The organism is Nocardia fodinahabitans (genome assembly GCF_052983615.1).
In genome coordinates, this window is sequence record NZ_JBRJJC010000001.1 from 2,285,291 (window position 1) to 2,307,565 (window position 22,275).

Sequence of the window (22,275 nt, forward strand, 5' to 3'; positions counted from 1 at the left end):
GCACCTATGAGCCGCACACCCGATACCACCGGACCCCTTCCCCCCGGGTCGGAGAACTGGTTCCCCGCATTCCCCGTGGCCCCGTCCGAAGCCGCCGACCTGCCGCCTCACCACGACCACTGCCTCGGTTGCGGTCCGGCCAACCCGCACGGTCACCAGCTGCGCGTGCGAGGTGACGCCCACGGTGTCCACGCCCACCACCGCTTCGACTCTCGCCATGTGGGTGCCCCGGCAATCGCGCACGGCGGCGCGGTCGCCACCGTCCTCGACGATTTGTTCGGCTTTCTGCTCTACAGCGTGGAAGAACTCGCCGTCACCCGCCACCTCGCCATCGACTACCTCGCCCCGGTCCTGCTCGACACCGCCTACACCCTGCGCGCCCACATCCACGCCCGCGACGGCCGCAAACTCCACCTGCGCGCCACCATCGAAAACGACCACGCCCAGGTGGTCACCACCGCCACCGCCCTGTTCCTCATCGTCGACATCGACCACTTCCTGACCCCACGACACACCAACCCCACACGCAGATAGCACCCCAGGCTGCGGCCATGCACGCACACGAAGACCAAACAACGCCCGCAGATGGACAGGCTCTACCGGAACCCCGAATAACTGAGCTTCGGAAAGCGCGGGCGTCGACCGCAGAGGTCGCTACCACAAACCGGGCGGTGGCTGGCCGGCCGTTCAATCCGGGCGGACGGGTATCACGGCTGACCGAGCGGCGATGTCGGGGAAGCTCGGCAGGCTCAGACACACGGTACCGGCGCGCGCGATGCGCGCGTCGATCTGGGAGAGCTTGTCCTCGGCGGCGGCCAAACTCACAGCCAACCCATCGGCTTCGCCGACCCAACCCGCCTGCTGCGCTTCGGCGATACGAACGGTGAGGTTGTCGCGGATTTCGGCGAGCCGGTGGCGCTGGGCGGGGTCGACCCGCAGTACCGGGCACCGGACACAGCTGTGCTCGTGCTGGCAACTTGTGCCGTAAGCGCGCCCGCAATCGCCCAAGGCGAGTTTGCGGCGCTCGAAGTGGCCGAGAAATTCGTCCCACTCGGCATCGGTCGGAGTGCGGTACTCCTCACCGGGGCGCAGCGCGCGGCGACGGGCGATGAAGCCACGATGTCCTTCGATCGCTTCCTGCGGATAGATCGCCTTGTAGCCCATGGTGGTGTTGATGTCCTTGTGCCCCAACAGCAGTTGCGCGATGTGCGGGGGCATTCCGTTCATGATCGCTTCGGTCGTGAAGATCCGGCGCAGGTCGTGCGGTTGGAAGTACAACGGCGCCCCCGCAGCGTCTTTGACACCGGTCGCTTCCAGTAGCTCGGTCAGCGCCGTGCGGATCATCCCGGCCGATACGGGACGGACTTGCGCTCCGTTGTTCCACTGGAACAACAGTGGCGCGGGCTCGCTCCAGACGCGCTCGGCGATGTCGTAGAACGGCACCAGCGGCACCCGTCCATCCGTTCCTCGCACTCTGCACACGATCGCCGAAAGCACATCGGCCAGTTCCGGGCCGACGACCAAAACCCGTTCCTCGTCGGATTTCGATGGCGCGATCTGCAACAACGGGATGATCTCACCGGTACTAGGCAGCGTGTACTGCGTGATGCTGTGGTGGCTGATCTCGAGCAGTTCTTCTATCCGGACACCGGTGTGACGCAAAACTTCCACACTGGCCCACGCCCAGAACGCTCGGTTCTCCAACTCGCGGAGCTTGATTCTGCGACCGGCTTCGTCGTAGACGATTGGGATGTCGTTGGCCCCTGCACGCGTCCACGGCTTGGACCGGACATACACCTGTCCGCCTGCACTGAACCGGCCGCCCGGCGCCGCCGCCAAGGCCGCCGCGACGAAAGTCTTCGCGTCGGAGGCACGCTGCTCGGCGATACGGACCAGGGTCGGCAGCATCGGAAGCCGTTCGCGTGTGCGTTGATCCATACGCGCTTTTCGGCGGCGTTCCAGCTTTTTGCTACTGGTTTCAGCCGGGGTGATCGGACACGGAGCCACCCAGTACGCCCACCGCGCGGGATCCGCGGCCGACCACGACGCCAGGTCGAGATAGAACGCGCGCACCGCGGTGAGCAGGTTGATGTACTGGACCCGAGGGACCTGGATTTCGGCGAACGAGCCATCGGGTTGTCGACGGCGCACGGGCCTGGTCTGGAGACGCCGTTTCCATGCCGTCGCCATCTCGCGGTCGAGGCGGAACGAGTCGATGCCGGGATGATGTTTTTCGAGGTCCGCCCAGAAGTGCCCCACCAGCGTGCGCGCGAGATCTTCGATCGTCGAATAGTCTAGTGCGGGTTGGCGTTCGGAGAGATAGTCGATGAACACCGCCCGTACAGCCGGGTTGGCGACGCGGTAACGGTCGACCATGTCCTCCACACTGGCTTGGCCCTTGCGGCGAGTTACCCAATGCAGGCTCGGTGGCGAATCGGCAGGAAAGCAACCGATGTCACGTAGCACCATGTAGAAGCCATGGCGGCTGTTGCCTGGTGTGCACACGATCCTTTCGGCGATACGTAGCTGGACGCAATCGCCGACCGTGATCTTCGAGATACCACCGCCTTTGACCAGTATCAGCGCGGTGATATACCAACGTGCAGTGCGGCCCTGCATCGAATCCCACATCGCCGCATCGGTACCTGCCTGCAACCGCGCGAACCCGCGACGGTCACGACACGGGCCCGCCCACTCCCGCCAAAACGCCGTACGGCGCTGGGACAACAAGAACTCCAAACCCGGGCGCACCACGTCGGCACTGAACAATCCCGCCAACCCGCAATCCAACATCATCACTGGTTCGCACTCAATGCCCCGCGCGAGCAGCCAACGCCGGACCGGGGTGCTCCACTCCGATCCCCAGCGCGCCGCGCCGCTAGCATCCCAGCGCTGCTGCCACGTGGTCCCCGAAAACGTGACCAGCCAGTCCAACAGCCATCTCGCGCCCTGCACACCGAGCGCTTGCGTCGATTCCTGGCCGGCCAGCAGAAAGCTCGGACCGCTCAGCGTCGCCAGCACCTGTCCTGCACTGTGTGTATTTCGCGGCGGTGCGGTTCGACGGGCTGGGAAGCGTGTGAGTAGGCGCTCAGCGACCGGCCCGGTATGGCGAGGCGCCACGGCTCTGTGCGGGTCGGCGCTGGCGGGCAGCTTCGAGACCCCGCGACCCCTGACGGTAGTCATCACGGCCGCCCGAACAGCACATCGAGCGCGGCAGGGTTGTAGCCGGGCGCCGGAGTCGCGGGCACTGCTGCCGCACGCGTGTTGGCGCGGCGGGCGTAGTGGGCCAGGGCGTGCTCGATCACCTCATCCTCGCTCGGCGTGAGGTACAGCTGGGTCGTGGTCAAGGAGACGTGGCCGAGGATCGCCTGCACGTCGAACAACGGCAGCTCCGGGTCGCTGGCCATCCGGTACGCCGCTGTGTGACGCAGATCGTGCAGGGTCCAATTCGACCCGAGCAACGCCTGTGCCCGCGTGAACATTGCTCGCGCCGCCGGGTACGACAGCCGCCGCCACGGTTGCCGCAATGTGAACCACAGCGGAAACCCCCGCCCCCGCGGCGCGCCGCGACGCCACAGCTCTTCCTGATAGATCCGCAACCACACGAACGCATCCGGCGAGGCCGGAACTCGCTGGACCGCACCAGAACCTTTGCGCGTCACCGCGATCACCTGCTGACCAACATCCGGGCTGTCTTGCCCGGACGACAACAGTTCCTCTGCACGCACACCCGTAGACACCCAGAACGCCAACAACGCACGATCCCGGGTCGACCGCAACCCCGCGAACACGCCGTTGAATTGCTCGTCCGGAATCCTCCGCGGAATCCGCTTGGGCACCGTGGGACGGTAACGGCCCACGCGTTCGTTCCCGAACCTATCGGACGGATCGTGGTGCGCGTGCACGCGCCCAGCACGGCGCACCCGATCCAGCGGGAATGGATTGACCAGCGGCCCGCACCCGATGCCCAACTGAAACTCGTAGAACGAACGCAACACCGTCTCCGCGTGAGCACGCGTGGCCGCCGAGAATTTCACACCCTGGCCAGGTTTACCGGTGACCGGATTCAGGACCGCTAACTCTGTTGTCTCCGTGCCCTTCTCACCCCGACCGGCCGCCCCCGCTTCGTCACCGCGATGCCGCCAATGTGGACGTACGGGCTTGTCGGCGATCTTCATCCACCGCGCAAAATCGCGGCCATCCGCTGGCATCGCGCGGTCCCATTCCACCCCCAGCACAGTCAGGAAACGCCACCATCGCAACAGATCCAGCCCATAGGAGCGGATTGTCGACACCGAGCGATCCGATGCCTGCAACTCCGCGAAGAATCGTGTGGCAGAAGACACCACTTCACCATCCGCACCCAATAGGCGATACGGCTCCCACGCCGAATCCGTCCGCTCCAACCGGCCGACCATAGGCAGCACCAACACGTCGAGGTCTCTGGGCCGCTCGTCATCGCGCATGGCGGCAGAAGCTATCAGCGAACGGCGTTGACCTGCAATAACTACGACGCTAGTTCAGTTAACACGCCAGCGGTCATCGTCGGCGGGCAGTTGGCCCGCCGTGGCCAGCATCGCGGCGTAGTGCGGCAATCGGGTCATCCGGCCCTCGCCATCACCTGATCAGTCCCACGGACACAGTCAGCAAACATTCAGCATATGCCCTGGTTATCGCACTCGGCTGTCGCGACGCCGCAGGACAACCCCACCGGTTCGAAGCCGAGATTTCCTCAACGCTCAGGAGGTCTGTCATGTCCACATCCACCACCGAAATCGCTTCCCCGACCGACCCAGCAACCACCACCGGTGTGCCGGGCGTTGTCGACTCGATCGAGCGCGCGGAGTTCGTCAGACGCGAGCATTTGGGCATCGCTGGCCCGATCAGCGCGCTGACCGACGAGACGGCGATCGCTGGATGGCGCGCGGACTATCCCCGGTGGAGGGGACGGCACTGGACCTACACCGCCGACAACGACGGTGTTCTGCGTCTACGGCCGGTCAACGTCGCTCGTGCCGCCCGTCGCCGCAGCGCCTGACTCTGTCCCACACCCACCTGACCAGCGCGCCCACCGGCTCCGTGGGTGCGCTGGTTTCGTATTCCGGAAAGGAATTCCTATGCCCGCCACCCTGGCCGAACCCGGCACCCACGAGCTCACCGAGACCGAGCAGATCGAACCCAACCCACGCGACGCTGAGGACAACCCCGACGCCGACGCCACTACTTCGCCGAACGCCGCGCTGGAGGTGGTGCCGCCGCTCAATGCCGAGGCCGGTTTCCGTGATCCTCGTGAGCTGGTGATCGGGGAGAACATCCGCCAGGAGTTCGACCCCGCCGACCATCCGAAGCAGGCCGCCTCGATCCAGGCGTTCGGGGTGCAGGCACCGGTACTCGTCGAACGCGAGACCGACGGCAGCTTGCATGTCCTCGACGGTCAGGTCCGCACCCTGATCGCCATCACAGAAGGTGTGGGCACGGTGCCGGTGTGGATCACCGACGTCGACACCAGCATCGAGATCAATGAACGCCGGATCACCCGGGCGCTGCGTCAGCTCAATCTCAACGACCGGCGCATCCCGATCACCGATGCCGACCGCGCCGGCGGCGTCGCGTTGATGCTCGACCTCGGTGCCAGCGTGACCCGCATCGCCGAGGGATTGCAGACCGAGCACGCCAAGATCCGCACCGCAGGGGTGATCGGTCGATCCGCCACCGCACGCGGGCTGCTCGACGATTCCCAGTACTCGCTGCCTCAGCTCGAGACGATCGCGCACTACGAGGCGCTCGGCGACACCGACGCCGTGGCCCAGCTCAGTTTCCCCCGCATCAACTTCAGATATCGCGCCACCTTGATCGAGCAAGATCGAGCCATGACCCGTGCCCGGCTGGCCGCGGCACTTCCCTACGCCGAGATCGGGTTCGGCGTCCTGACCGAGGACCCCGACCTCGCCACCGAACCCACCAACCTGATCCCTGCCACCGACCTTGTCACCGGTGAGGGTGAGACGGTGACCGAGACCGAGATCTACGCCGATGCCTATCGGTGGGCGGTCTATGTTGTTGTCGACGACAGCGACGCTGATCTCATTGCCGAGGACACCGGGGAGCTCGTCGATCCCGACACCGTCGACTGGGACGCCACCGAACCCGGTATAGAACCGGGCGAGGGGTTGCGCAGCGCTCACGGGCTGGTGACCCGACAGCGATGGGTTCCCGCCTACTACCTGCTCGCCGAACACCTGCCTGCCAGCGGACTCCAGGTCCCTGTCCCCGAGCCCGTTGTCGACCGTGCCGACGATCCCGTCGACGCGACCGACACCGAGCAGGCTGACCGGGAGGCAGCGCGGGCGGCGCGGCGGCGGGTGATCGAGTTGAACAAGCAGGGCTCGGCCGCCAAGATCCGCCGCATCGAGTTCCTGACCGAACTGCTCACCGCGCGGACAGCCCCACCCGGGACCGCGATGTTCGTCGCCACGTCGCTGAACCGGGAACCAGGGTTGCTCGCGAGCTGGGGCGCATCCACCACGACACACAAACTCTTGGGCGTCACCAGCACCGGCGAACTCACCGAGAAGATCGCCGCAGCGGCGACTGGGCGCGCGTGGGTAATCGTGCTCGCACTGGTCCTCGGTGCCCTCGAGTCGCAGATCGAAAAGGACTCCTGGCGCAGGCCCCCGTCCGGGGCAGGCCGGTATCTGAACTTTCTCGCCGACCTCGGCGCGAGGAAAGGCTTCGCGCTTGTCGATGTCGAACGCGCTATCACCGGCGAGATCGACTACAACGACATCGATCTCGACAACCCGGCCGCCGCGCCGGTCGGGGACGAAATGGTCGAAGCCCTCGCCGCCTGATTTGGGTGGCTTGCAGCAGACGGTGGGCGTGTTGCGCCCCGGTCCGGAGGGGATTGGACCGGGGCATCATTGACCGTAGCGACATTGTTGTGCCCGCGCCTGCCGCCAATTTCTTTGTCAGCTGGTAGCGGAAGATGTTGAGGCTTAGCAACTTTCATTCCGCAGGCACCACTGACGACGAGTGTCCGACCGCGCCGATCCAACGTGACACCGACTGCGAATCACTGCTGCTCGGTCGTTGGCTGCGCAGCGATCGAGTGATGGCCGGTCGACGTGGCCACAGCGAAGCGGAGCCGCTTCGTGCCACGTCGACCCGGCAATCGGTGGCCGAGGCGTTCTGAAACCCGGTATGCCCGATCCGATCCGATCGTGGTCAGTCAGGCAGATAGCGGATCGGCACCGCACGCTCGATACCGGCGGCGTCGAGATCTGCCAGCGTGAACACCAGCTGCGCGCGCTCGCCCAGCAACCCGGTCAGCAACAGGTCCAACAGCGCCCGATGCTTGGACCGCGACGCTTCCACCGTCGTGCGCAGGTCCACCACCATCGACCGGTGTGCTTGACCGATACCGAGATCATCGAGCGCCTCGAGCAGTGCCCCGGCTTCGAGGTAGCCGTCCCACGGGCTGCCGGTGCGTAGCAACGACTTCGCGGCATTGAGGACCAGGCCGTGCACATACCGGGCCCGATTCCAACCGACGGCCTTGCGCGAGGTCGGCAGATCGAAGTCGAACAGTCCACACAGACCGTCGAAGTAGGCACGACGCTCCTCGGCCATCGGGCGCGGATTCTCTTCGTCGGCGACCGCATCGATATAGGCATCGCGTAGCTCGGTCAACCCGAAAATGGTCGGCGGATTCGGTACCAAGCTCGCGTAGTCGTCATCGGGCAGCATGCTGCCATTGTCGCCACTGTGGTGGTACCTCGGGCCGATCGCGCGGTGGATGTGTAGATCCGATGAGCGATCACCCTGTCGGCGCGGCTCTAGCCGGTCCAGACCAATAACTCTGCGCGGCCTCGTAGCCCGGCGCAGACACGCCCGTTCACAGCAAGGTCAGTCCTGTCGGCGCCGACCACGTAGGCCGGCGAGAACTTCACGCGGATTCGTCCGCAATATCGTGCGCGAGTCCGAAAGGGACCTGTCATGGAAGCCAAGGATGAAGTCCGCGCCCCCGAGTTCGATGAGCCCGTCCGCGATCCCGATCCGGCGGAGGGCAACATCGCTTTGGGCCGGGTCGCCGATCCCGGGGAGTTGATCTCCGCGATTCCGGCGATGCTCGGATTCTGTCCCACCCGGTCACTGGTGGTGGCGTTGCTCGGTTCCCACCCTGAGAACGAAGGCGTCCAGGTGATCGGTGCCGTGACCCGGTTCGACATCGACTCCGCCGCAGGCCCTGCCGAAGCCCGTGGTCTGGCGCGCATGTTGGAATCGGTACGTCAGTGCCAGAACTCCAGTTCCACGATGGTCGTCGTCATCGACGACCGCCCGACCTGGTCGACCAACGCAGAATATCTGCTGGGCCACCTCGCTCGAGCAGGGATCGAGCCCAGTCACGCTTGGTGGGTCGCGCAGATCGCGACGGGTGTCGAGTACCGGGACCTGTTGAGACACGGCCGCGATGGCAGCGTGGGTGATCCTCGCGCCTCCACCGTCGCGTTCGCTCGGGTCGTCTGCGGCCACCAGATCTACGCCGCACGTCACGAACTCGCCGACCTGCTCGACTCAGACCCGGTCCTCGCCCAGCAGGTTTTGCCCTATCGCGGTGGCGCTGTTGCCCGCTACCGCGACGACCTCGCCGCCGCGCGCACCCCCGATCGCGTGCGCGAGCTCCGACGTGACCGCATTCTGTGGGTCCTGTCTCAGATCAGCACAGCGGAAGAAGAGCGGCCCAGCGCACAGGATCTCGCCATGGTTGTCGCGCTGCTGCGCGACCGGACCATCCGCGACATCATGTACGGCCTCGCCCGCAGCCAGTACCACAGCGCGGCAGAGGCGCTATGGCGCCAGATCGCGTCGGCGACCGACGGTCTCGACCGCGCCGAGGCCGCCACCATGTTCGCCTACAGCGCCTACCACCGCGCGAACACCGTGCTCGCTGGGATCGCGATCGCGACCGCACTCGACGCTGAGCCGACCCACGCCATGGCGGAACTGCTGGCGATCGCGCTCGACGAGCACCTGCCCCCCGAAGAGATCCGGAGCCTGGCCGAGGCCGGAGTGGTGGTCGCGGCCGACCTCTGCCTCGACATCACCTGATTGGCGGCTCTCAGATCCGCGCGTTCGGCACAACCTTCGCCACATCCGAGCCAATGCCGGACACCGGCGGTATCGAACAGGACCAGCTGATGCCACGACTACACATCAATGACCGATTCCGCGTCCTGGACGAGTCCGCGCGCACCATCGTCGCCGACGGCTTGTCGGTCGAGGAGGTCCACGCGACGCTGGAGCAGATCCTCACCGATCACAGCGACACCGATCCGACCGTGGGGATATGCCGATTCTGGGAGCGGGCCCGAGTCCAGGGGCCGAGTTTCTATACCTGGTACCGGATCCTGCCGGTCCAACCCGATGACGCCGACGCCAACACCCAACTGCTCGCCGCGGCACTGCGCCGCCGCTGGCCCGACGCCGCGTTCACTGTCATGCCGATCGGCGACAGGTCGGTGTCGATTCGTTGGATCGACGGCCCCTCCAACCTGGCCGTGTACGACTACTGCCTGCACGTCGCAGGCCCCCGCGGCACCTTCGCCTCCGCGAAGTACATACGGATCCTCACCCACAGCGCATGGCAGTCCATCGCCAGCCACGTCGAGGCGTGGTTGCCGGTCACGGTGCCGCGTACCGAGACCGGCGACATCGACTGGCTCGCAGCGCAAACGATCGAACTCGACGGTGCCACCTCGGTCGCTGGTCACCGTGTGTGCCACGAGCCCCACCTGATCTCACTCACCCTCGGTGAACTCCTGCGACACCTGCCCGACGCCTACGACCTGACCGACCACCACGGCCCGACCATCGCGCCCGTACACCCACAGGAGCCCGATGCCGAACAACCCTGAGGACTTCACGACCCGCATCACCGGGACTCAACGTGACCTGGTGATCGTCGGTCACGTGCTCACTCACGACTGCGACGCACCGCAAGGCGCGGTGGTCACCCCGTTCCCCGAAATCGATTTCCACCAGTGGACCCGCACCTCCCACGAGCCTGTCGCGTTGGTCTTGTCGTATTGGGATCAGTCGGTGGTGTTGGCCAGCCCTGAGGAAATGCGGCGGCCACCTGATGCCTCGAGCAGCAGGTTCACCGGCAGCCTCGTCCCGGTCTGGTTCCACCGACCGAGCAGCCAGCTCGTGCTCGCACCCCACTACTTCGCCGGGAGCAACAAAGGTACGGCCCCGATACCCGCCGGTGTCCGCGCGCACCTGCCCCATGCCCCCGACACCATCAACAACCTCTACAACGACCTCGTCAAATAGCAACGCCCTGTGCCGGTATCCACCTGTGGGTCCGCCCTCACCCATCACCGGTCGGGCTCCGACGCCTGGCCAACTGCCTGACGTCCTCGATGTGTCCTCACGATCAGAAAGGTCCGACTATGCCCAGCGAGCCGACACTGCCCTTGGTAGGCAACTTGGCCTCCGAGATAGAGCTCACTTTCACACCTGCGGGTGTGGCGGTGGCCCACTTCACCGTCGCTTCCACGCCACGGGTCTTCGACCGCAACACCGGCCAATGGCGTGACGGTGACCCGTTGTTCCTGCGTTGCAACATCTGGCGCGAGGCCGCCGAGAATGCCGCGGAGTCGTTGTTTATGTGGATCTCAAAATTGAAACATACTACCTACCAGGAAATTTGCGGCGTGGACATGTCCATGTCGAGCACGCGTCATGCCGTAGCCCTCGCCGCATAACGACACGCTCAGCGCATCCATCGTCGATCTTGAGTAGAGCTCCTTATGGCTGGAGACACGGTCATCGGAAATCTGACATCCGCACCAGAGTTGAGATTCACGTCCGTTTCCCGTCAGTTCACGAAAGCCGAAGTGCCTGTTGCGCGGAACTGACGTGAGCGTCGCCGACGACTCGTCGATCTGACTCGTCGGTTCGCGAACCCGAGGTGTTCCAACTCAGCGCACAACGGTCCTGTCGTTCGCGATGGCGTCACCGCTCGCCAGTTCGACGCCAGGTGAGAGGGTCGGTCTCGACAAAAAGCAGGGTTGTTCTTTCGGTTCAGCGCCGGGAACGACCCTTCGAGGATGCCGCCGAGAGCTGGACCAATGAGATCTGAAGAGCAATAGATGCCCCTACCAGCGCCTTCTCAGCGTGCATACCCACATCGCTGGATGAATCGATGGTGCGTCTCACCACCGCTCTATCGTTGAGCCGGAACCAATCACCACGGGCCGGAGCCATCGCCCACATCGGGCTACCGCCGCTCGGCCAGCTCGCGCTGAGACCGCCTCCAGACCACAGCAACCTACGGAATGCCGATCAGCAAGGCCCATGAGGCAGAGACACAACATGTCGTGCTTGCACCATACTCATGGCACTAGCTATAGTGGTGGCAGTAAATTGCGTAGATGTAACTACACGGTTCGAAGTTACCCCGTTCCGCCCGGGTCGAGCCGCGAACAGGCCCACGTCAAGCAGTGCACAATCAGCGATCGAGGCATCCATGACGCAGATGGGGAACGAGTTCTCCAACCAAGTGCTCTCCAGCTACCGAAGCGCGGTGGAGAGCAAGGCAGAAGCGAGTGCTCCCCTGACTGCCTCCGCAGGACAGATAGTCACCGGACACCCTCGGTTCGCAGATCTTGCGGTGGGGCAATCGAGTAGCTGCGACATGGCGTCGGTGTTCCTTGATCTGACCAACTTCACGGCCCGCACGTTCTGGGACGACCCCGAAGACATGACCCGCCTCGCACACGCAGTGCTATCCGGCTTCACGCTTGTCGTAAAGCGTTTTGGCGGGCACGTGCTCGGCCTTCGTGGTGATGGACTCTTTGCTGGCTTCGGCCCCGCGCCTCAGCCAGAGGCGGTTGTCGTAGTTGCGGCGGCAGCCTGCGCAGCTGCCCTGGATGCGACTCGCAACTACCTAAACCCCCAGTTGAAGACCTGGGGAATCGAGCCCGTACAGGCACGAGCAGGTGCCGACTACGGTAAGGCGACTTTCGTCCGGTCCGGGACACCCACGGCGAATGAAATCAACATCGTAGGATTCGCCTCGAACTTCGCTGCCAAGTGCGAAAAGGCGGCGAAGTCATGGGAACTGGTAGTTGGCGAAGGATTCGCGGAATACATCAACTCTCCGGATCTTCTGACAGCCCATGAGGATTCACCCAAGCGGTATTCCCGAGGCACGGATGTCCGTCGCTACAGTTACTATCAGCACTCCTGGCAGCGCATACTACCCGAGATAGATTCGGCGATGTCCGAGATTAGCGGTAGGCCTCTCGAATCAGTACTCGGAAGGATATGACGGTGACAATCTCAAATCTGCTCAGGATCCATGGACATAATTTGACGCGGCGCGTTCTCCCAAACGGCCTGCTCGTTTTCGATACCTCCGCTGAGATCAGACAGGCCGCTTCAGCCATGCCGCTGAAGTCACACACCTTCCACGGAGGTGAAGCCCCACAGGACACCCAGGAATCACCAGGATGGTGGCTCTCCGAGGGAGCGCTCGACGCGGAAACAGAGGCGATGAGCAAGAACTTCCCCGGCTTCCAACTCGTCGTTGGCGATGCGGACTCACCTCCGGCATGGATCGGCTCAGTGCGAACCAACAATGCCGAGTTCAAGATTGCGGTGATGCATCGCTACAGCCATGGGCTTCCCGATGTTGCGCCAATCGATCCAAAACCGCGCCGAAGGCGAGTCGGGCGGATACACCTCCTCGCGCCCCACCTCTACTTGAGTGGTTTTCTCTGCGTAGCAGCGCAGGAGGATTGGGACCCCTCCACCGACACCGCCGCAACAGTAGTCGGGTGGGCAGCCCACTGGCATGCGTGCTACGTCGAGTGGGTCTATACAGGAAAATGGCCGACGGAAAGCTATGTCTCACATGCTGCGTAGGAGGGCAGTATCTCAACCCCCTGAAAAGGAGGCCGTCGCAGGCTGGGAGGACGCCAAGTTTGCCATGCAGGAGTTTGGCAACTGGATCAAGAACGCCGACACGAAGGTCACAGTTCTGGCCGCCGGCCTCGGTGTCGTGATTACCGCGACTGCGTCCAAAGCCGATGTATTTCGAAGCACTCTCAGCAATCCCAACTTCTCCTGCAAATGGGTCTTGATCACCGCCCTGGCCCTTTGGGCAGTGGCTGCGATGACTACTGCAGCGTTTGTCTATCAAGCGTTGATACCGCGCACGACATCGGCAGAAAGCAACCGGTTCGCGTGGCCCGCCATTGCAGCCATGCCCCACCCTCCCGCGGATCTAGACCGGCTGACCGTCATCGAGGAAGCTTGGCGACAGAATCACACGCTCGCTCAGATCGCCCTGAGCAAATATTCAGCATTCAAGAATGCCCTTCGTGCATTCGGGTTCGTCTTGGGCCTAAGCGCAGCTGCGATCGCAATTGCCACATGGGGTGCGAGTTCGCCACCCACATAGTACCGAGCGATAACCAGACCACGCCAAACATGCTGTGCGCATGCACGGTAAGCCCTCCCGGCTTGCGCCCTTACGCGAACAAGAGAACCCCGGATTGAACTCAATCCGGGGTTCTTCTTCGTATTTCACTCGACCCCGAGGCGACTCGCACATTAACTGAAGTGCGCCGCCCCGACGACGGAGATATCTGACCGCGAGTTCGGGAATTCCGCGGGTGTTCCTCAAATCCCCTGCTGCCCAGCGCAACCGGGAAAAGCACCGTCCACTACAATCCTGGGAGGACCATCGTGTCCGGAGATACGGTCATTACTGTCATAGGTAATCTGACGGCCGCGCCAGAGCTGAGGTACACACCAGCGGGCGTGCCGGTGGCAAACTTCACCGTCGCTTCGACTCCTCGCGTGTTCGACCGAAGCGCCAACGAGTGGAAGGACGCCGAAGCGCTCTTCATGCGTTGCAATATTTGGCGCGAGGCAGCGGAGAATGCTGCCGAGAGCCTGGCCAGGGGCTCGCGCGTGATCGTCAGCGGGAGACTCAAACAACGCTCGTATGAAACTCGCGAAGGTGAGAAGCGTCAGGTGGTCGAGCTTGAGGTCGACGAGCTCGGCCCCTCACTGCGATATGCGACTGCGAAGGTAAGCCGGGTCAACCGCAACGACCGCAGCAACGGCTTCGGCAGCAGTGGGGGTGCTGATCCGCGAGGCTATGCGCCCGACCAAGAAGCCGTATTCGCCAGTGCAACTACAGGTTTCGGCAATCGCGGCGTCCGCGAGGATTCAGCCGTCTGACCCGCACCAATCTGCTCTGACCAAACCGATCGTGCCGCAGTCCTGGTCAATTCGGCGCAGCGTTGCGCAGTGCCCGGATCTCGCCGTATGCGGATTCAAGTTGGGCTGTCAGCTGCGCGATTTGCGTGCGCAACTGTTTGCTGCGTTCGTTGGCTGCCTCTAGCCGGGTCTGCAACGACTCCACCGTCGCTGAGGTAGTCACCATCCGGTCCGTCGTCGGATTCCGTTGTTGCAGAGCAGCTATCGCGTCAACGAGGTCGGGTTGGGTGTAGATCCAGGACCGTGAAACGCCTGCGGTCTTGGCTATCCCGGCCACGGTGATGCGACCTGTGCCGCGGGTCGCCGTAGTGATCGCGGCCTCGGCTCGTTTGCGTGCGTCCGTGCTGCGCTGCCGGGTGGCTTCGAGGAGGAATCGGGTGTTGTCAGCCAGCGGCATCGAGTTCTTCGACCTTTCCCCCGGCCACGATCTGGCCGTCACGCGTGGATTCGAGTGCTTCGATAATGGTGTCGAGCTTGATCAGGGTGCGAGTGTTCTTCTCGACGACTCTCCGGTGCCCGGCAGCTTCGGCATCGTCGATCATGCGTGCGGTGTCGTCGCGTTGACGACGATGTTGGCCGAGGAATTCGGTGGTCGTGATGAAGAATCGGCAGTCCAGACATGGGTTGGCGTATTCGCAGTCGGTTTGGACCGGAGCTCCGCAGTATCCGTTCGGCAGTGTCACTTTCGCGCGGACCATGCTCAGCTTGGCCCAGGCCGCGTCGGCGAGTGGGTGATCGGCAGTGATCGTGGCGGGTTCACCATCGGCATTGACCTTCACCGCCTTGAGCCAATGCTCACGCAGTGTTTCGTTGTGCAATCGAGCGTAGACCGCGGTCATGTCGGGCGACATGTGATCCAGTAACGCCTGGACCACTGGTTGCGGGACATCGGCATTGATCAGCCTGGTGCCGACTGTGTGCCGGAATTGGTGGAAGGTGACCCGGATCAGCCGGCCGTGCTCATCGACGATGTCCAATGCTTCGAGCCAGCGCTCCAATTGCTCACGCAGGCGGGTGCCGCTGGCGTATCGGCTGCCGTCGACGTTGCTGTGGATCGCCGGGAACAACCACGGTGACCCCGCGCAGAATCGGTCGAGCACAGCTCGCTGCTGGGTGACGATCTTCGCAGCCAGCTCTTCTGCGAGCGGGAAGAACGCCGGGCGATCGGCCATCTTGCGGTTGAGCCACGCGAGGTAGGGATTGTTGTCAGCGTCGCGGACGATGCAGTCGAACGGCAACGTGCGCGCGTCCTTGAGCCGCAGCCCACAGGCGATGAGAAGTTCCACCATCAGCTTCCCGTCCGGCGACGGGAACTGCGCCAATGCTCGCGGAGTTTCCAACTGTGCCATGACCTGCTCGGGGATGAACCGCGGCTTGGGGTGCGACCGCCGGGGCATGTCGTCGTAGATGAAGGCATTACGAGCCAGATCGGGTTGCCACTCGTGCCGGTGCACGTCTTTGAGGAATCCACTGATCGACGCGATCGCCGCGCCACGGGTCGTCGGTTCTGGAACCTTGGTCTGGAGTTCGGCCAGCCACCCCTCCAGGCGGATGCGGGTCAGGTCCGCGGGTTTCGCGTCAGAGCCGAGCGCGTGGTGCAGGTATTGGGCCAACCGGACGCAGGCTCGGACGTTGATGGCGACCGTCGACGGGCTCAGCTCGCGGCTCAGGCGCCATCGGCACCAGCGCTTGACCAGTTCTTTCAGCCACGGTTGCGCGATGGCGCCGAACCGCAGGAACCGAACGTCGCTGGTGTTCAGGCCAACATGTTTGAGATCCCAGGTGTCGCGCGGGTATTGGTCGGCCCAGGGGTCGGCGTCGATGAGCAATGCCTGTAACTCGAAGCGGGTGTCCTTGATGAATGCCAGCGACAGTGTGTCGTAGTTCGCCTCCCGAGGACGGGAGAACACTCTCCATTCGTCATCGTCCCAGTCCAACAGACTGTGCACGCCCGCTGACCGAACCCACCCGATGGCTTTGGTCACGACCCGAGGTGCGGTGTGCTGATGGCCCAGCTCGTGTCGGCGTTGCAACCCATAGCCGATCTCCAACCGCACCTGCCCGCTCAATCGGTGCAGCTTCACACGCGGGTTGCGCATCCGCTCGAGGTGAACGAGCCACTCCGCCATCGGCATTCGACCCGCGCGTAGCCAGCTGTCCCAGTGCGGCCGACACATCGATCTGCTCGGACCGTCACACCAACGGGCGCAACCTGGGAACTGGCAATCGGTCTCGAACGAGCCGCGTGGCGGGTGATAGAGAGTCCGCGCCAACCATTCATCCAAATCCGGGCGGCCGTAATGGGACCACTGGTTTGCATGCCGATGGCACAACCCGTTCGACTTCGCGGCCCGGTTGCATTCACGGACCACACAGCAGGCAATGATCCGCCGTTGCTCAGTCGCCAACTCCTCGATGGAGGTCCACTGCTCCAGATCGGGCCGTCCAGCCGCCGTCCATCGCAGGTAATGGCCCTGACACAAACGCCGCGAAGCGTAGCTCAGCGCGATGCCGCAGGATCGGATCCGACACATGTCCTGTACGAACACCCGATTGTCGGTGGGCGGGAAGAATATCTCCCCGCGGAACATCGGGTCGACGGTCTGCATCAGCCGCTCCAGCAACCCCGAGGTGGTCGGCAACTCGTGCGGTGTAGTCAATGTTGTTCGGTACCTTCCCGGAGAATCCCCGCGGCGACGAGGGCGTGGCGGTGGTCCTCGACCGTCAGATGCGAGTACGTCATCTCCGTCGTCTGCGAACTCGAGTGACCCAGCAATTCAGCGACGATCTCGATGCGGACCCCAGCACGGAGCAGTCGGGTCGCGTAGGTGTGGCGGGCGATGTGGGGCGCGAAAAAGCCGACGCCTGAGCGATCCCGGAGCCGCTCGATCAGCTTGTGGACGTTCGTCTCCGTCATCGGTGCGCCGACCGGCGCCCGGAACAGGTTCACGAATACGAAATCGCTGTCCAGGCAGCCATATTCGACCTCCATGTATTCGGCGTAGAGGTCGAACACCTCGGCGGCGGCCGGAACAACGCGAGACTTGAGTCGCTTGACCCGCGCGTCGTTCACGTTGTCCTCACGCGGCACCACGTGAACCTCACCCGCTCGCAACCGCAGATCCGAGTGACGCAGCCCCAGCGATTCTCCCAACCGAAGCCCAGTCTCGAACCACAGCAGGAGCAGGAAGCGATCCCGTAATCGCGTGCACGCATCCATCAGGGCCCGCTGCTGGGGGACAGTCACCGTCTTCGCGGGCTTGCGATGAACATGCAGCCGGATCGGGCCGTAGGAATCAGCATTCGGCGCGCCCCGCCGGGTGTGCGCCAGCAACGGCACGTACCCACCCGTAGGGCGCGGGCCGACCAGCTCTCCCAACAATGCAGGTACCGAATCGTCTCGGCGGGCATGGAATCGGTAGAACGATGCCACCGCGGAACGCTTACGGACCAACGTCGTTCGCTCGACCGCCGCCGCGGTACCAGGCAACACGAACACCCCGGGTTGCCGAGTCGACTTCGGACGCTGCAACCACCAGAAGAACTCCGACAACTGCTCCAGATTCAGTTCCCGGAAGTCCCAACCCCGCTGCCCCAACCACACGAACAGATCCCGCAGGTCGTAGGCGTAGCCCTGCACTGTGTTCGGCGCCTTACCCACCGCCACCAGATGCGACAGAAACTCCTCGATCGGCCACACCGGCACACCAGCCACGTCGACCACCGTGAACGAACGCCGCCCCGAATCCGGTGCCCGCAAACGCTGCACCCGTAGCGACACCGGCCACCCTCCTCCACAACGACACAACAAGACCAGGTGTCTATGTAGCAGGAACTGCCGACCGAATACAAACCGTACGGACGTTATGGACAGTGCCGGAAGAGGTCTACTTAACGTTGTCCAGGGGCGCGCGAGTTCTGGTGATGGGACGGCTCAAGCAGCGCAGCTACGAAACCCGCGAGGGCGACAAGCGCACCATCTACGAGATCGAGGTCGACGAGCTCGGGCCCAGCTTGCGTTTCGCCCGCGCCCAAGTTACCCGCACCACCGGCCGGACTAGCGGCGGTGGGTTCGGCCAGCGCGACGCCACGGTACCCACCACCCATACGAGCAGCGAGACCCCCACGGCGAGCGGGCCCGCGGCTCCATGGGCCGGTGACGCCACCGATCGTGATGATCGGCGTGAGTCGTGGGAAACGCCTGTACTCGCTGGTGCCGGTGCAGGTTTCGGCGAACCACCGTTCTGAGCGCGCCGGTCTCCTGACCGCATCCGGATAGGTCGGCGGCCGACGGTCGTGAGGTTGTCGGGAGGTGGTGTGTCCGGGTGACGGTCTGGGGTGGGCCCAGCCGATCGAGGGCTACCAGGACCGCGTGCGCCACGCCATCGGGCCCGCGCCCGGCACAAACGAATTCCCCGCGCCACCACCAGCCCCACCCACTGGTCTTGCTGTCAGCGCGGGGAATTCGTTTCCGCACGCCCAGGCGCGTTCCCGCCGTCGTGTCGCCCACGGTCCTGGTCGGTAGCCCTCGGCTGGGCCCACCCCAGCCCGGCACCCTCTTTTGTGCGAAAAGCGTGGCAGTTCCAGCGCGCCCGGGTGCCGTCGAATCTCTCGTCCTAGTCAGGAGATCTGCTGTGTCCACCCTCGTAGCCCCTCACACCCCTGTGCCCACAGGTGCCGTTGCCACTCAAGTCGTCGAGCCCGAGTTCGACCCGAGCACCTTCATCGGTCCGACACTCGTCACACCGGCCGAGTTCGCCACCGTCACTCCCGATCCCGCTGTCGAGCCGGTGCCGGAGCCGGGCACCGCGGCGTTCCTCGATGCGATCTCCGCGATCGGGCTCACCTTCGAGCGTGACCGTCGCGCCGCCAAGCGTGCGTTCCGCGGCGCGCTTGACCTGGCGACCGACGCCGACTGGGACGTGCTCGACTACATGGTCGAAGTCTTCACCCTCTACCCGCGTGAGGCAGCGTTGCGGCGCTTGCGCGCGCGGTGGGCTGCCGGTGACGACCTCGAGCGGGCACGGTTGGTGCGGTTGGTCCCCGACACCGACCCGGTCCTGCACTCCCACGCCGACCACGACCTCGCCCAAATCCTGGAAGCCCGGGCCAAAGCCAACCCTGATCCCGAGACCACCGCGGCCGACGAGTTCGCCAAGCTCCACGTCCAACTCCTCGCCGCCGAAATGCCACGCCAATCGATCCGCCTGTGGCGCAACCCGTTGCCCCGACTGACGTTGCCCGCTTCCCGGGCCGTCGATGCCTCCAGGTTGCGGCCCGAGCAGATCCGTGCCCGTGTCGGCGCGCGGGGCAAACGACGGCCCGCCGAGGCGGAGCCGTTCGAAGTCGCCGACTACGTCGCCGAGTCGTTGTTCGTCGACACCGAAGTCGACACCCAAGCCAGGTTGCGCCAACGCATGGCCGAACTGATCGCGCGCGGTGTCCGATTCACCGGAACCCAGCCGGGCTGGACACCGCGCCGCCCTGGCGAGCGTGCACCGCTGCCCACCGAGGTCTCCGAAGCGATCTGGGATCACCAGTACTGTGCGTTCGTCGCCGACCAACACGACCTCGACCGCGCCGAGGCCGGTGCCCCCGTGAAATCGCACGAACACTCCTTGCTGTGGGCAGAGCGGCGCACCGGACTGGGCTCTCGCTCGGATCGTCGTGACTCCTATATGTTCCAAGGCAACGGGCTCGATGACTTCCGCACCGCCATGAACCCCGTCGCGGGATGGCGGTGCGTGTCGTGCTTTGTCGAACGCGCCGCCACCGACCAACGCCCCATCCACACCCGTGACGGAGTGCTGCGCTCTGATGACGGGCTGTGTGACTACTGCCGCAGCGACAACCGCACCGGTCTGCCCGAACTCGAGTCCGGGTTCGAACTGTCCGAACTCGCCACCGCGTACTGCACCTACTTCGCCGAGCACTACCGCGACGCGGCGTGCGCGCTCCTCGCCGAGGTACGTCGACGGGCACCCGAGTGGTTGATCCGTGTCGTCGACGGATTCCTCGCCACGCATCCGGATCTGCCCGGCGCGCCCACCCTCGCCGACCTCGAAGACGAGTCCGCGCCGGTGCGGCCCGCGCCGCGCAGGCAAGCGCGGGCACTTCCCCCCGGCCAGCGTGCGGGGCGGTGCGAGGGCTGCACCCAGTACCTGCCCGTCCACGACGACGGATTCTGCACTCAGTGCCGGGTCTACCTCGGCCTGTACGTGCCGGCGGCGCGGGACAACACCGCCGCCTGATCTCGTCCTCGCCCGACCCGTTTTCTCCGTAGTCGGTTGGGGCACCGCGCGACTGGGTGCCCCAACCGCTCACCCGATGGAGGTTCCCGTGTTCGGCCGTGCCCATCACCCCCGCGCCCGCCGCCGATTCCGACCACAACCCAGCGGTACCGCGCTGCGGCAGCTCTGCGTGACCGCGTATCTGGCCACCGAACCGCACACCATGCTCCGCGGGTACCCGCCCGGCATGACCTTGGTCCTCACCGACCGTTTCCTCGTCAACGTCTCAGCGCGCAACACCGACGTCGAGATCCTCCACGACATGTTCGCCAGCTTCGACGACCGGGCGGTGACCGAGCACGCCAACGCTGTCCGCGATGGACGCCCCGACACCTACGACCACAGCACTCGCCGTGGCTACAGCCCCGCGCGCCGACGCCTGATGGTCGGAGACGTCATCGCGCTGGGCTCACGTCACTACGCCTGTACCGCGCTCGGGTGGCTGCACGTCCCGCCACCCGGCTGACCCCCAGCTCTCACCACTGCACCTACACCCGATCCGAAAGGTGAACCGCGATGGGCCAACCCTTCAAACCTGTCTTCCTCGCCGAGGACTCCGACACAGTCATCGGCCACCTCGATCCAGAGATCTTCTACAAACTCGCCGAGCACGCCACCCGACAAGACGACTGGTTCGTCTCCGACGTCGCACGAATCCTCACGACACCGACGCGCATCGTCTGGGTCGGCGCGTCCGCCGACCCAGAACCTGGCACCCAGCCACCGGCTAACCTCCGTCAGCTCTCCCACGCGCTCCCTCAGACGCCGGTCCCCGATCGCGCGAGCGGCCCGTACCTGATCAACCACGACCGCCGCGTGTACCTCCTCGACGACTCCACGACCGAGGACGAGGCCCATCCCTTGGCCGCGCTCACCGTCGAAGGCGGTGAGGGCTACCTCGAAGACGAACACGGCCTGATCGGATCCTGGGCGCGCCAACGCATCAGCGTCGCTGACACCGCGCCCACCGGATACACCGAAATCCAGTTCCGCGCCTGGTTCGTCTGACCCAGCGCCGCCACCCGGCCGCACCGTCACCGGACCGCGAGTTGGTGTCCCAACCCATTCCACTCTCACCGGAGGTATTCGTGTTCCACCGAGCCCGCCGCTACCTCACACGACTGGGCGTCGTCGCTGCCCGCGCCCTGCGCCGACACCGATCGGTCCTCGTCACCGTCTATCTCGCCAACGACCCACTCGCGCTCATCACCGGCTACACCCCCGGCACCGCACTCACCCTCGCCGACCGGTTCGATCTCGACCTCACACCCCGCCTCGCCGACACCGCCTTGCTCGAGCGAGTCTTCGCCCGCGACACCGGCGGTCCCGACGACGTCGTGCTCGGCCGGATCTTCGATGCACTCAACGACCACCCCGAACCCGGCGACGAACACCTCACCACCCGCTGGTACAGCGGCGGACGCCGCTCGCTCTCGGTCGGCGACGTCGTCGCGCTCAGCGGACGCCACTACGCCTGCGCGCCGATCGGCTGGGAACCGATCGCAGCGCCGGACTGAGCCCGCCGACGGGTGGGGATCAACCGCGTTCCACCCGTTGATCCCCACCCGAAGCACCCCGCAGTAGCCCGCCATACTCACCACCGCTGCCTCCAGCCCATGCCTGCCCTACGCCGCACCTCTCGCCACTACTCCCGCACCCTCTTTCACGCTCCCACACACCTCTCCTCGCT

The 22,275-nt window shown here is 64.8% G+C and carries 21 protein-coding genes and 2 pseudogenes; 17 read left to right on the forward strand and 6 right to left on the reverse strand.

What is annotated here, in order from left to right; all coding sequences use genetic code 11:
* Positions 1–219: 219 nt before the first annotated feature.
* On the forward strand, positions 220–534 hold the full coding sequence (locus NV348_RS10725) for a PaaI family thioesterase (protein WP_374104922.1): 315 nt from the start codon (positions 220–222) through the stop codon (positions 532–534).
* 153 nt (positions 535–687) lie between these two features.
* On the opposite strand, the gene NV348_RS10730 is transcribed toward NV348_RS10725, so the two are convergent.
* Positions 688–3,021: a tyrosine-type recombinase/integrase gene (locus NV348_RS10730; protein ID WP_245914564.1), complete on the reverse strand. Its 2,334-nt coding sequence runs from the start codon at positions 3,019–3,021 to the stop codon at positions 688–690.
* 161 nt (positions 3,022–3,182) lie between these two features.
* The gene (locus NV348_RS10735; protein WP_218721763.1) at positions 3,183–4,466 is read right to left on the reverse strand and encodes a tyrosine-type recombinase/integrase; all 1,284 of its coding nucleotides are present in this window, start codon (positions 4,464–4,466) and stop codon (positions 3,183–3,185) included.
* A gap of 287 nt (positions 4,467–4,753) precedes the next feature.
* Between NV348_RS10735 and NV348_RS10740 the strand changes: the two genes are divergently transcribed.
* Together NV348_RS10740 and NV348_RS10745 are read left to right on the forward strand one after the other, a co-directional pair.
* Complete coding sequence (locus NV348_RS10740; protein ID WP_062990272.1) at positions 4,754–5,038, forward strand: hypothetical protein; 285 nt, start codon at positions 4,754–4,756, stop codon at positions 5,036–5,038.
* Between the two features lie 79 nt (positions 5,039–5,117).
* Positions 5,118–6,851: a ParB N-terminal domain-containing protein gene (locus NV348_RS10745; RefSeq protein WP_062990274.1), complete on the forward strand. Its 1,734-nt coding sequence runs from the start codon at positions 5,118–5,120 to the stop codon at positions 6,849–6,851.
* Positions 6,852–7,224: 373 nt separating this feature from the next.
* Here NV348_RS10745 and NV348_RS10750 read toward each other — a convergent pair whose 3' ends face one another.
* Entirely contained in the window at positions 7,225–7,746 is a 522-nt protein-coding gene (locus tag NV348_RS10750) for a hypothetical protein (protein ID WP_062990278.1), read from the reverse strand.
* A gap of 249 nt (positions 7,747–7,995) precedes the next feature.
* On the opposite strand from NV348_RS10750, the gene NV348_RS10755 reads away from it, so the two are divergent.
* The 9 genes and pseudogenes from NV348_RS10755 to NV348_RS10795 all read left to right on the forward strand — a co-directional run bounded on the left by NV348_RS10755 (position 7,996) and on the right by NV348_RS10795 (position 14,256).
* Positions 7,996–9,108 (forward strand): DUF4192 domain-containing protein, encoded by a 1,113-nt coding sequence (locus NV348_RS10755; protein WP_062990280.1) that lies wholly within the window; start codon positions 7,996–7,998, stop codon positions 9,106–9,108.
* Between the two features lie 89 nt (positions 9,109–9,197).
* On the forward strand, positions 9,198–9,914 hold the full coding sequence (locus tag NV348_RS10760; RefSeq protein WP_218721761.1) for a hypothetical protein: 717 nt from the start codon (positions 9,198–9,200) through the stop codon (positions 9,912–9,914).
* On the forward strand, positions 9,898–10,332 hold the full coding sequence (locus NV348_RS10765; protein WP_062990287.1) for a hypothetical protein: 435 nt from the start codon (positions 9,898–9,900) through the stop codon (positions 10,330–10,332). Before NV348_RS10760 ends, NV348_RS10765 begins: the two co-directional genes overlap by 17 nt.
* Positions 10,333–10,451: 119 nt before the next feature.
* Positions 10,452–10,664, forward strand: a pseudogene (locus tag NV348_RS10770) (single-stranded DNA-binding protein); the annotation flags it as partial.
* Positions 10,665–10,811: 147 nt separating this feature from the next.
* Positions 10,812–10,904 (forward strand): annotated as a pseudogene (locus NV348_RS10775) (hypothetical protein); the annotation flags it as partial.
* 626 nt (positions 10,905–11,530) lie between these two features.
* Positions 11,531–12,334 (forward strand): adenylate/guanylate cyclase domain-containing protein, encoded by an 804-nt coding sequence (locus NV348_RS10780; RefSeq protein ID WP_447146855.1) that lies wholly within the window; start codon positions 11,531–11,533, stop codon positions 12,332–12,334.
* Positions 12,331–12,930, forward strand: a complete 600-nt coding sequence (locus NV348_RS10785; protein ID WP_447146856.1) for a type II CBASS E2 protein — start codon at positions 12,331–12,333, stop codon at positions 12,928–12,930. The genes NV348_RS10780 and NV348_RS10785 overlap by 4 nt, the downstream gene beginning before the upstream one ends.
* Complete coding sequence (locus NV348_RS10790) at positions 12,911–13,468, forward strand: Pycsar system effector family protein (RefSeq protein WP_447146857.1); 558 nt, start codon at positions 12,911–12,913, stop codon at positions 13,466–13,468. The genes NV348_RS10785 and NV348_RS10790 overlap by 20 nt, the downstream gene beginning before the upstream one ends.
* 287 nt (positions 13,469–13,755) lie before the next feature.
* Positions 13,756–14,256, forward strand: a complete 501-nt coding sequence (locus tag NV348_RS10795) for a single-stranded DNA-binding protein (RefSeq protein ID WP_447146858.1) — start codon at positions 13,756–13,758, stop codon at positions 14,254–14,256.
* A 46-nt stretch (positions 14,257–14,302) separates the two neighbouring features.
* On the opposite strand, the gene NV348_RS10800 is transcribed toward NV348_RS10795, so the two are convergent.
* From NV348_RS10800 to NV348_RS10810, 3 genes are all read right to left on the reverse strand, one after another.
* Positions 14,303–14,692, reverse strand: a complete 390-nt coding sequence (locus tag NV348_RS10800) for a DUF6262 family protein (RefSeq protein ID WP_447146859.1) — start codon at positions 14,690–14,692, stop codon at positions 14,303–14,305.
* Positions 14,679–16,394: a tyrosine-type recombinase/integrase gene (locus tag NV348_RS10805; protein WP_447146860.1), complete on the reverse strand. Its 1,716-nt coding sequence runs from the start codon at positions 16,392–16,394 to the stop codon at positions 14,679–14,681. Before NV348_RS10805 ends, NV348_RS10800 begins: the two co-directional genes overlap by 14 nt.
* 557 nt (positions 16,395–16,951) lie before the next feature.
* Positions 16,952–18,076 (reverse strand): tyrosine-type recombinase/integrase, encoded by a 1,125-nt coding sequence (locus NV348_RS10810; protein WP_447146861.1) that lies wholly within the window; start codon positions 18,074–18,076, stop codon positions 16,952–16,954.
* 143 nt (positions 18,077–18,219) lie between these two features.
* On the opposite strand from NV348_RS10810, the gene NV348_RS10815 reads away from it, so the two are divergent.
* From NV348_RS10815 to NV348_RS10835, 5 genes are all read left to right on the forward strand, one after another.
* Positions 18,220–18,543, forward strand: a complete 324-nt coding sequence (locus tag NV348_RS10815; protein WP_447146862.1) for a single stranded DNA-binding domain-containing protein — start codon at positions 18,220–18,222, stop codon at positions 18,541–18,543.
* A gap of 386 nt (positions 18,544–18,929) precedes the next feature.
* Positions 18,930–20,546, forward strand: a complete 1,617-nt coding sequence (locus NV348_RS10820; protein ID WP_062990291.1) for a hypothetical protein — start codon at positions 18,930–18,932, stop codon at positions 20,544–20,546.
* Between the two features lie 76 nt (positions 20,547–20,622).
* The gene (locus NV348_RS10825) at positions 20,623–21,051 is read left to right on the forward strand and encodes a hypothetical protein (RefSeq protein WP_062990293.1); all 429 of its coding nucleotides are present in this window, start codon (positions 20,623–20,625) and stop codon (positions 21,049–21,051) included.
* 50 nt (positions 21,052–21,101) lie between these two features.
* Positions 21,102–21,593 carry a hypothetical protein gene (locus NV348_RS10830; protein WP_062990295.1) on the forward strand — a complete coding sequence of 164 codons (492 nt, stop codon included), beginning with the start codon at positions 21,102–21,104 and terminating at the stop codon, positions 21,591–21,593.
* A gap of 80 nt (positions 21,594–21,673) precedes the next feature.
* Positions 21,674–22,102: a hypothetical protein gene (locus tag NV348_RS10835; protein ID WP_062990297.1), complete on the forward strand. Its 429-nt coding sequence runs from the start codon at positions 21,674–21,676 to the stop codon at positions 22,100–22,102.
* Positions 22,103–22,275: the final 173 nt, after the last annotated feature.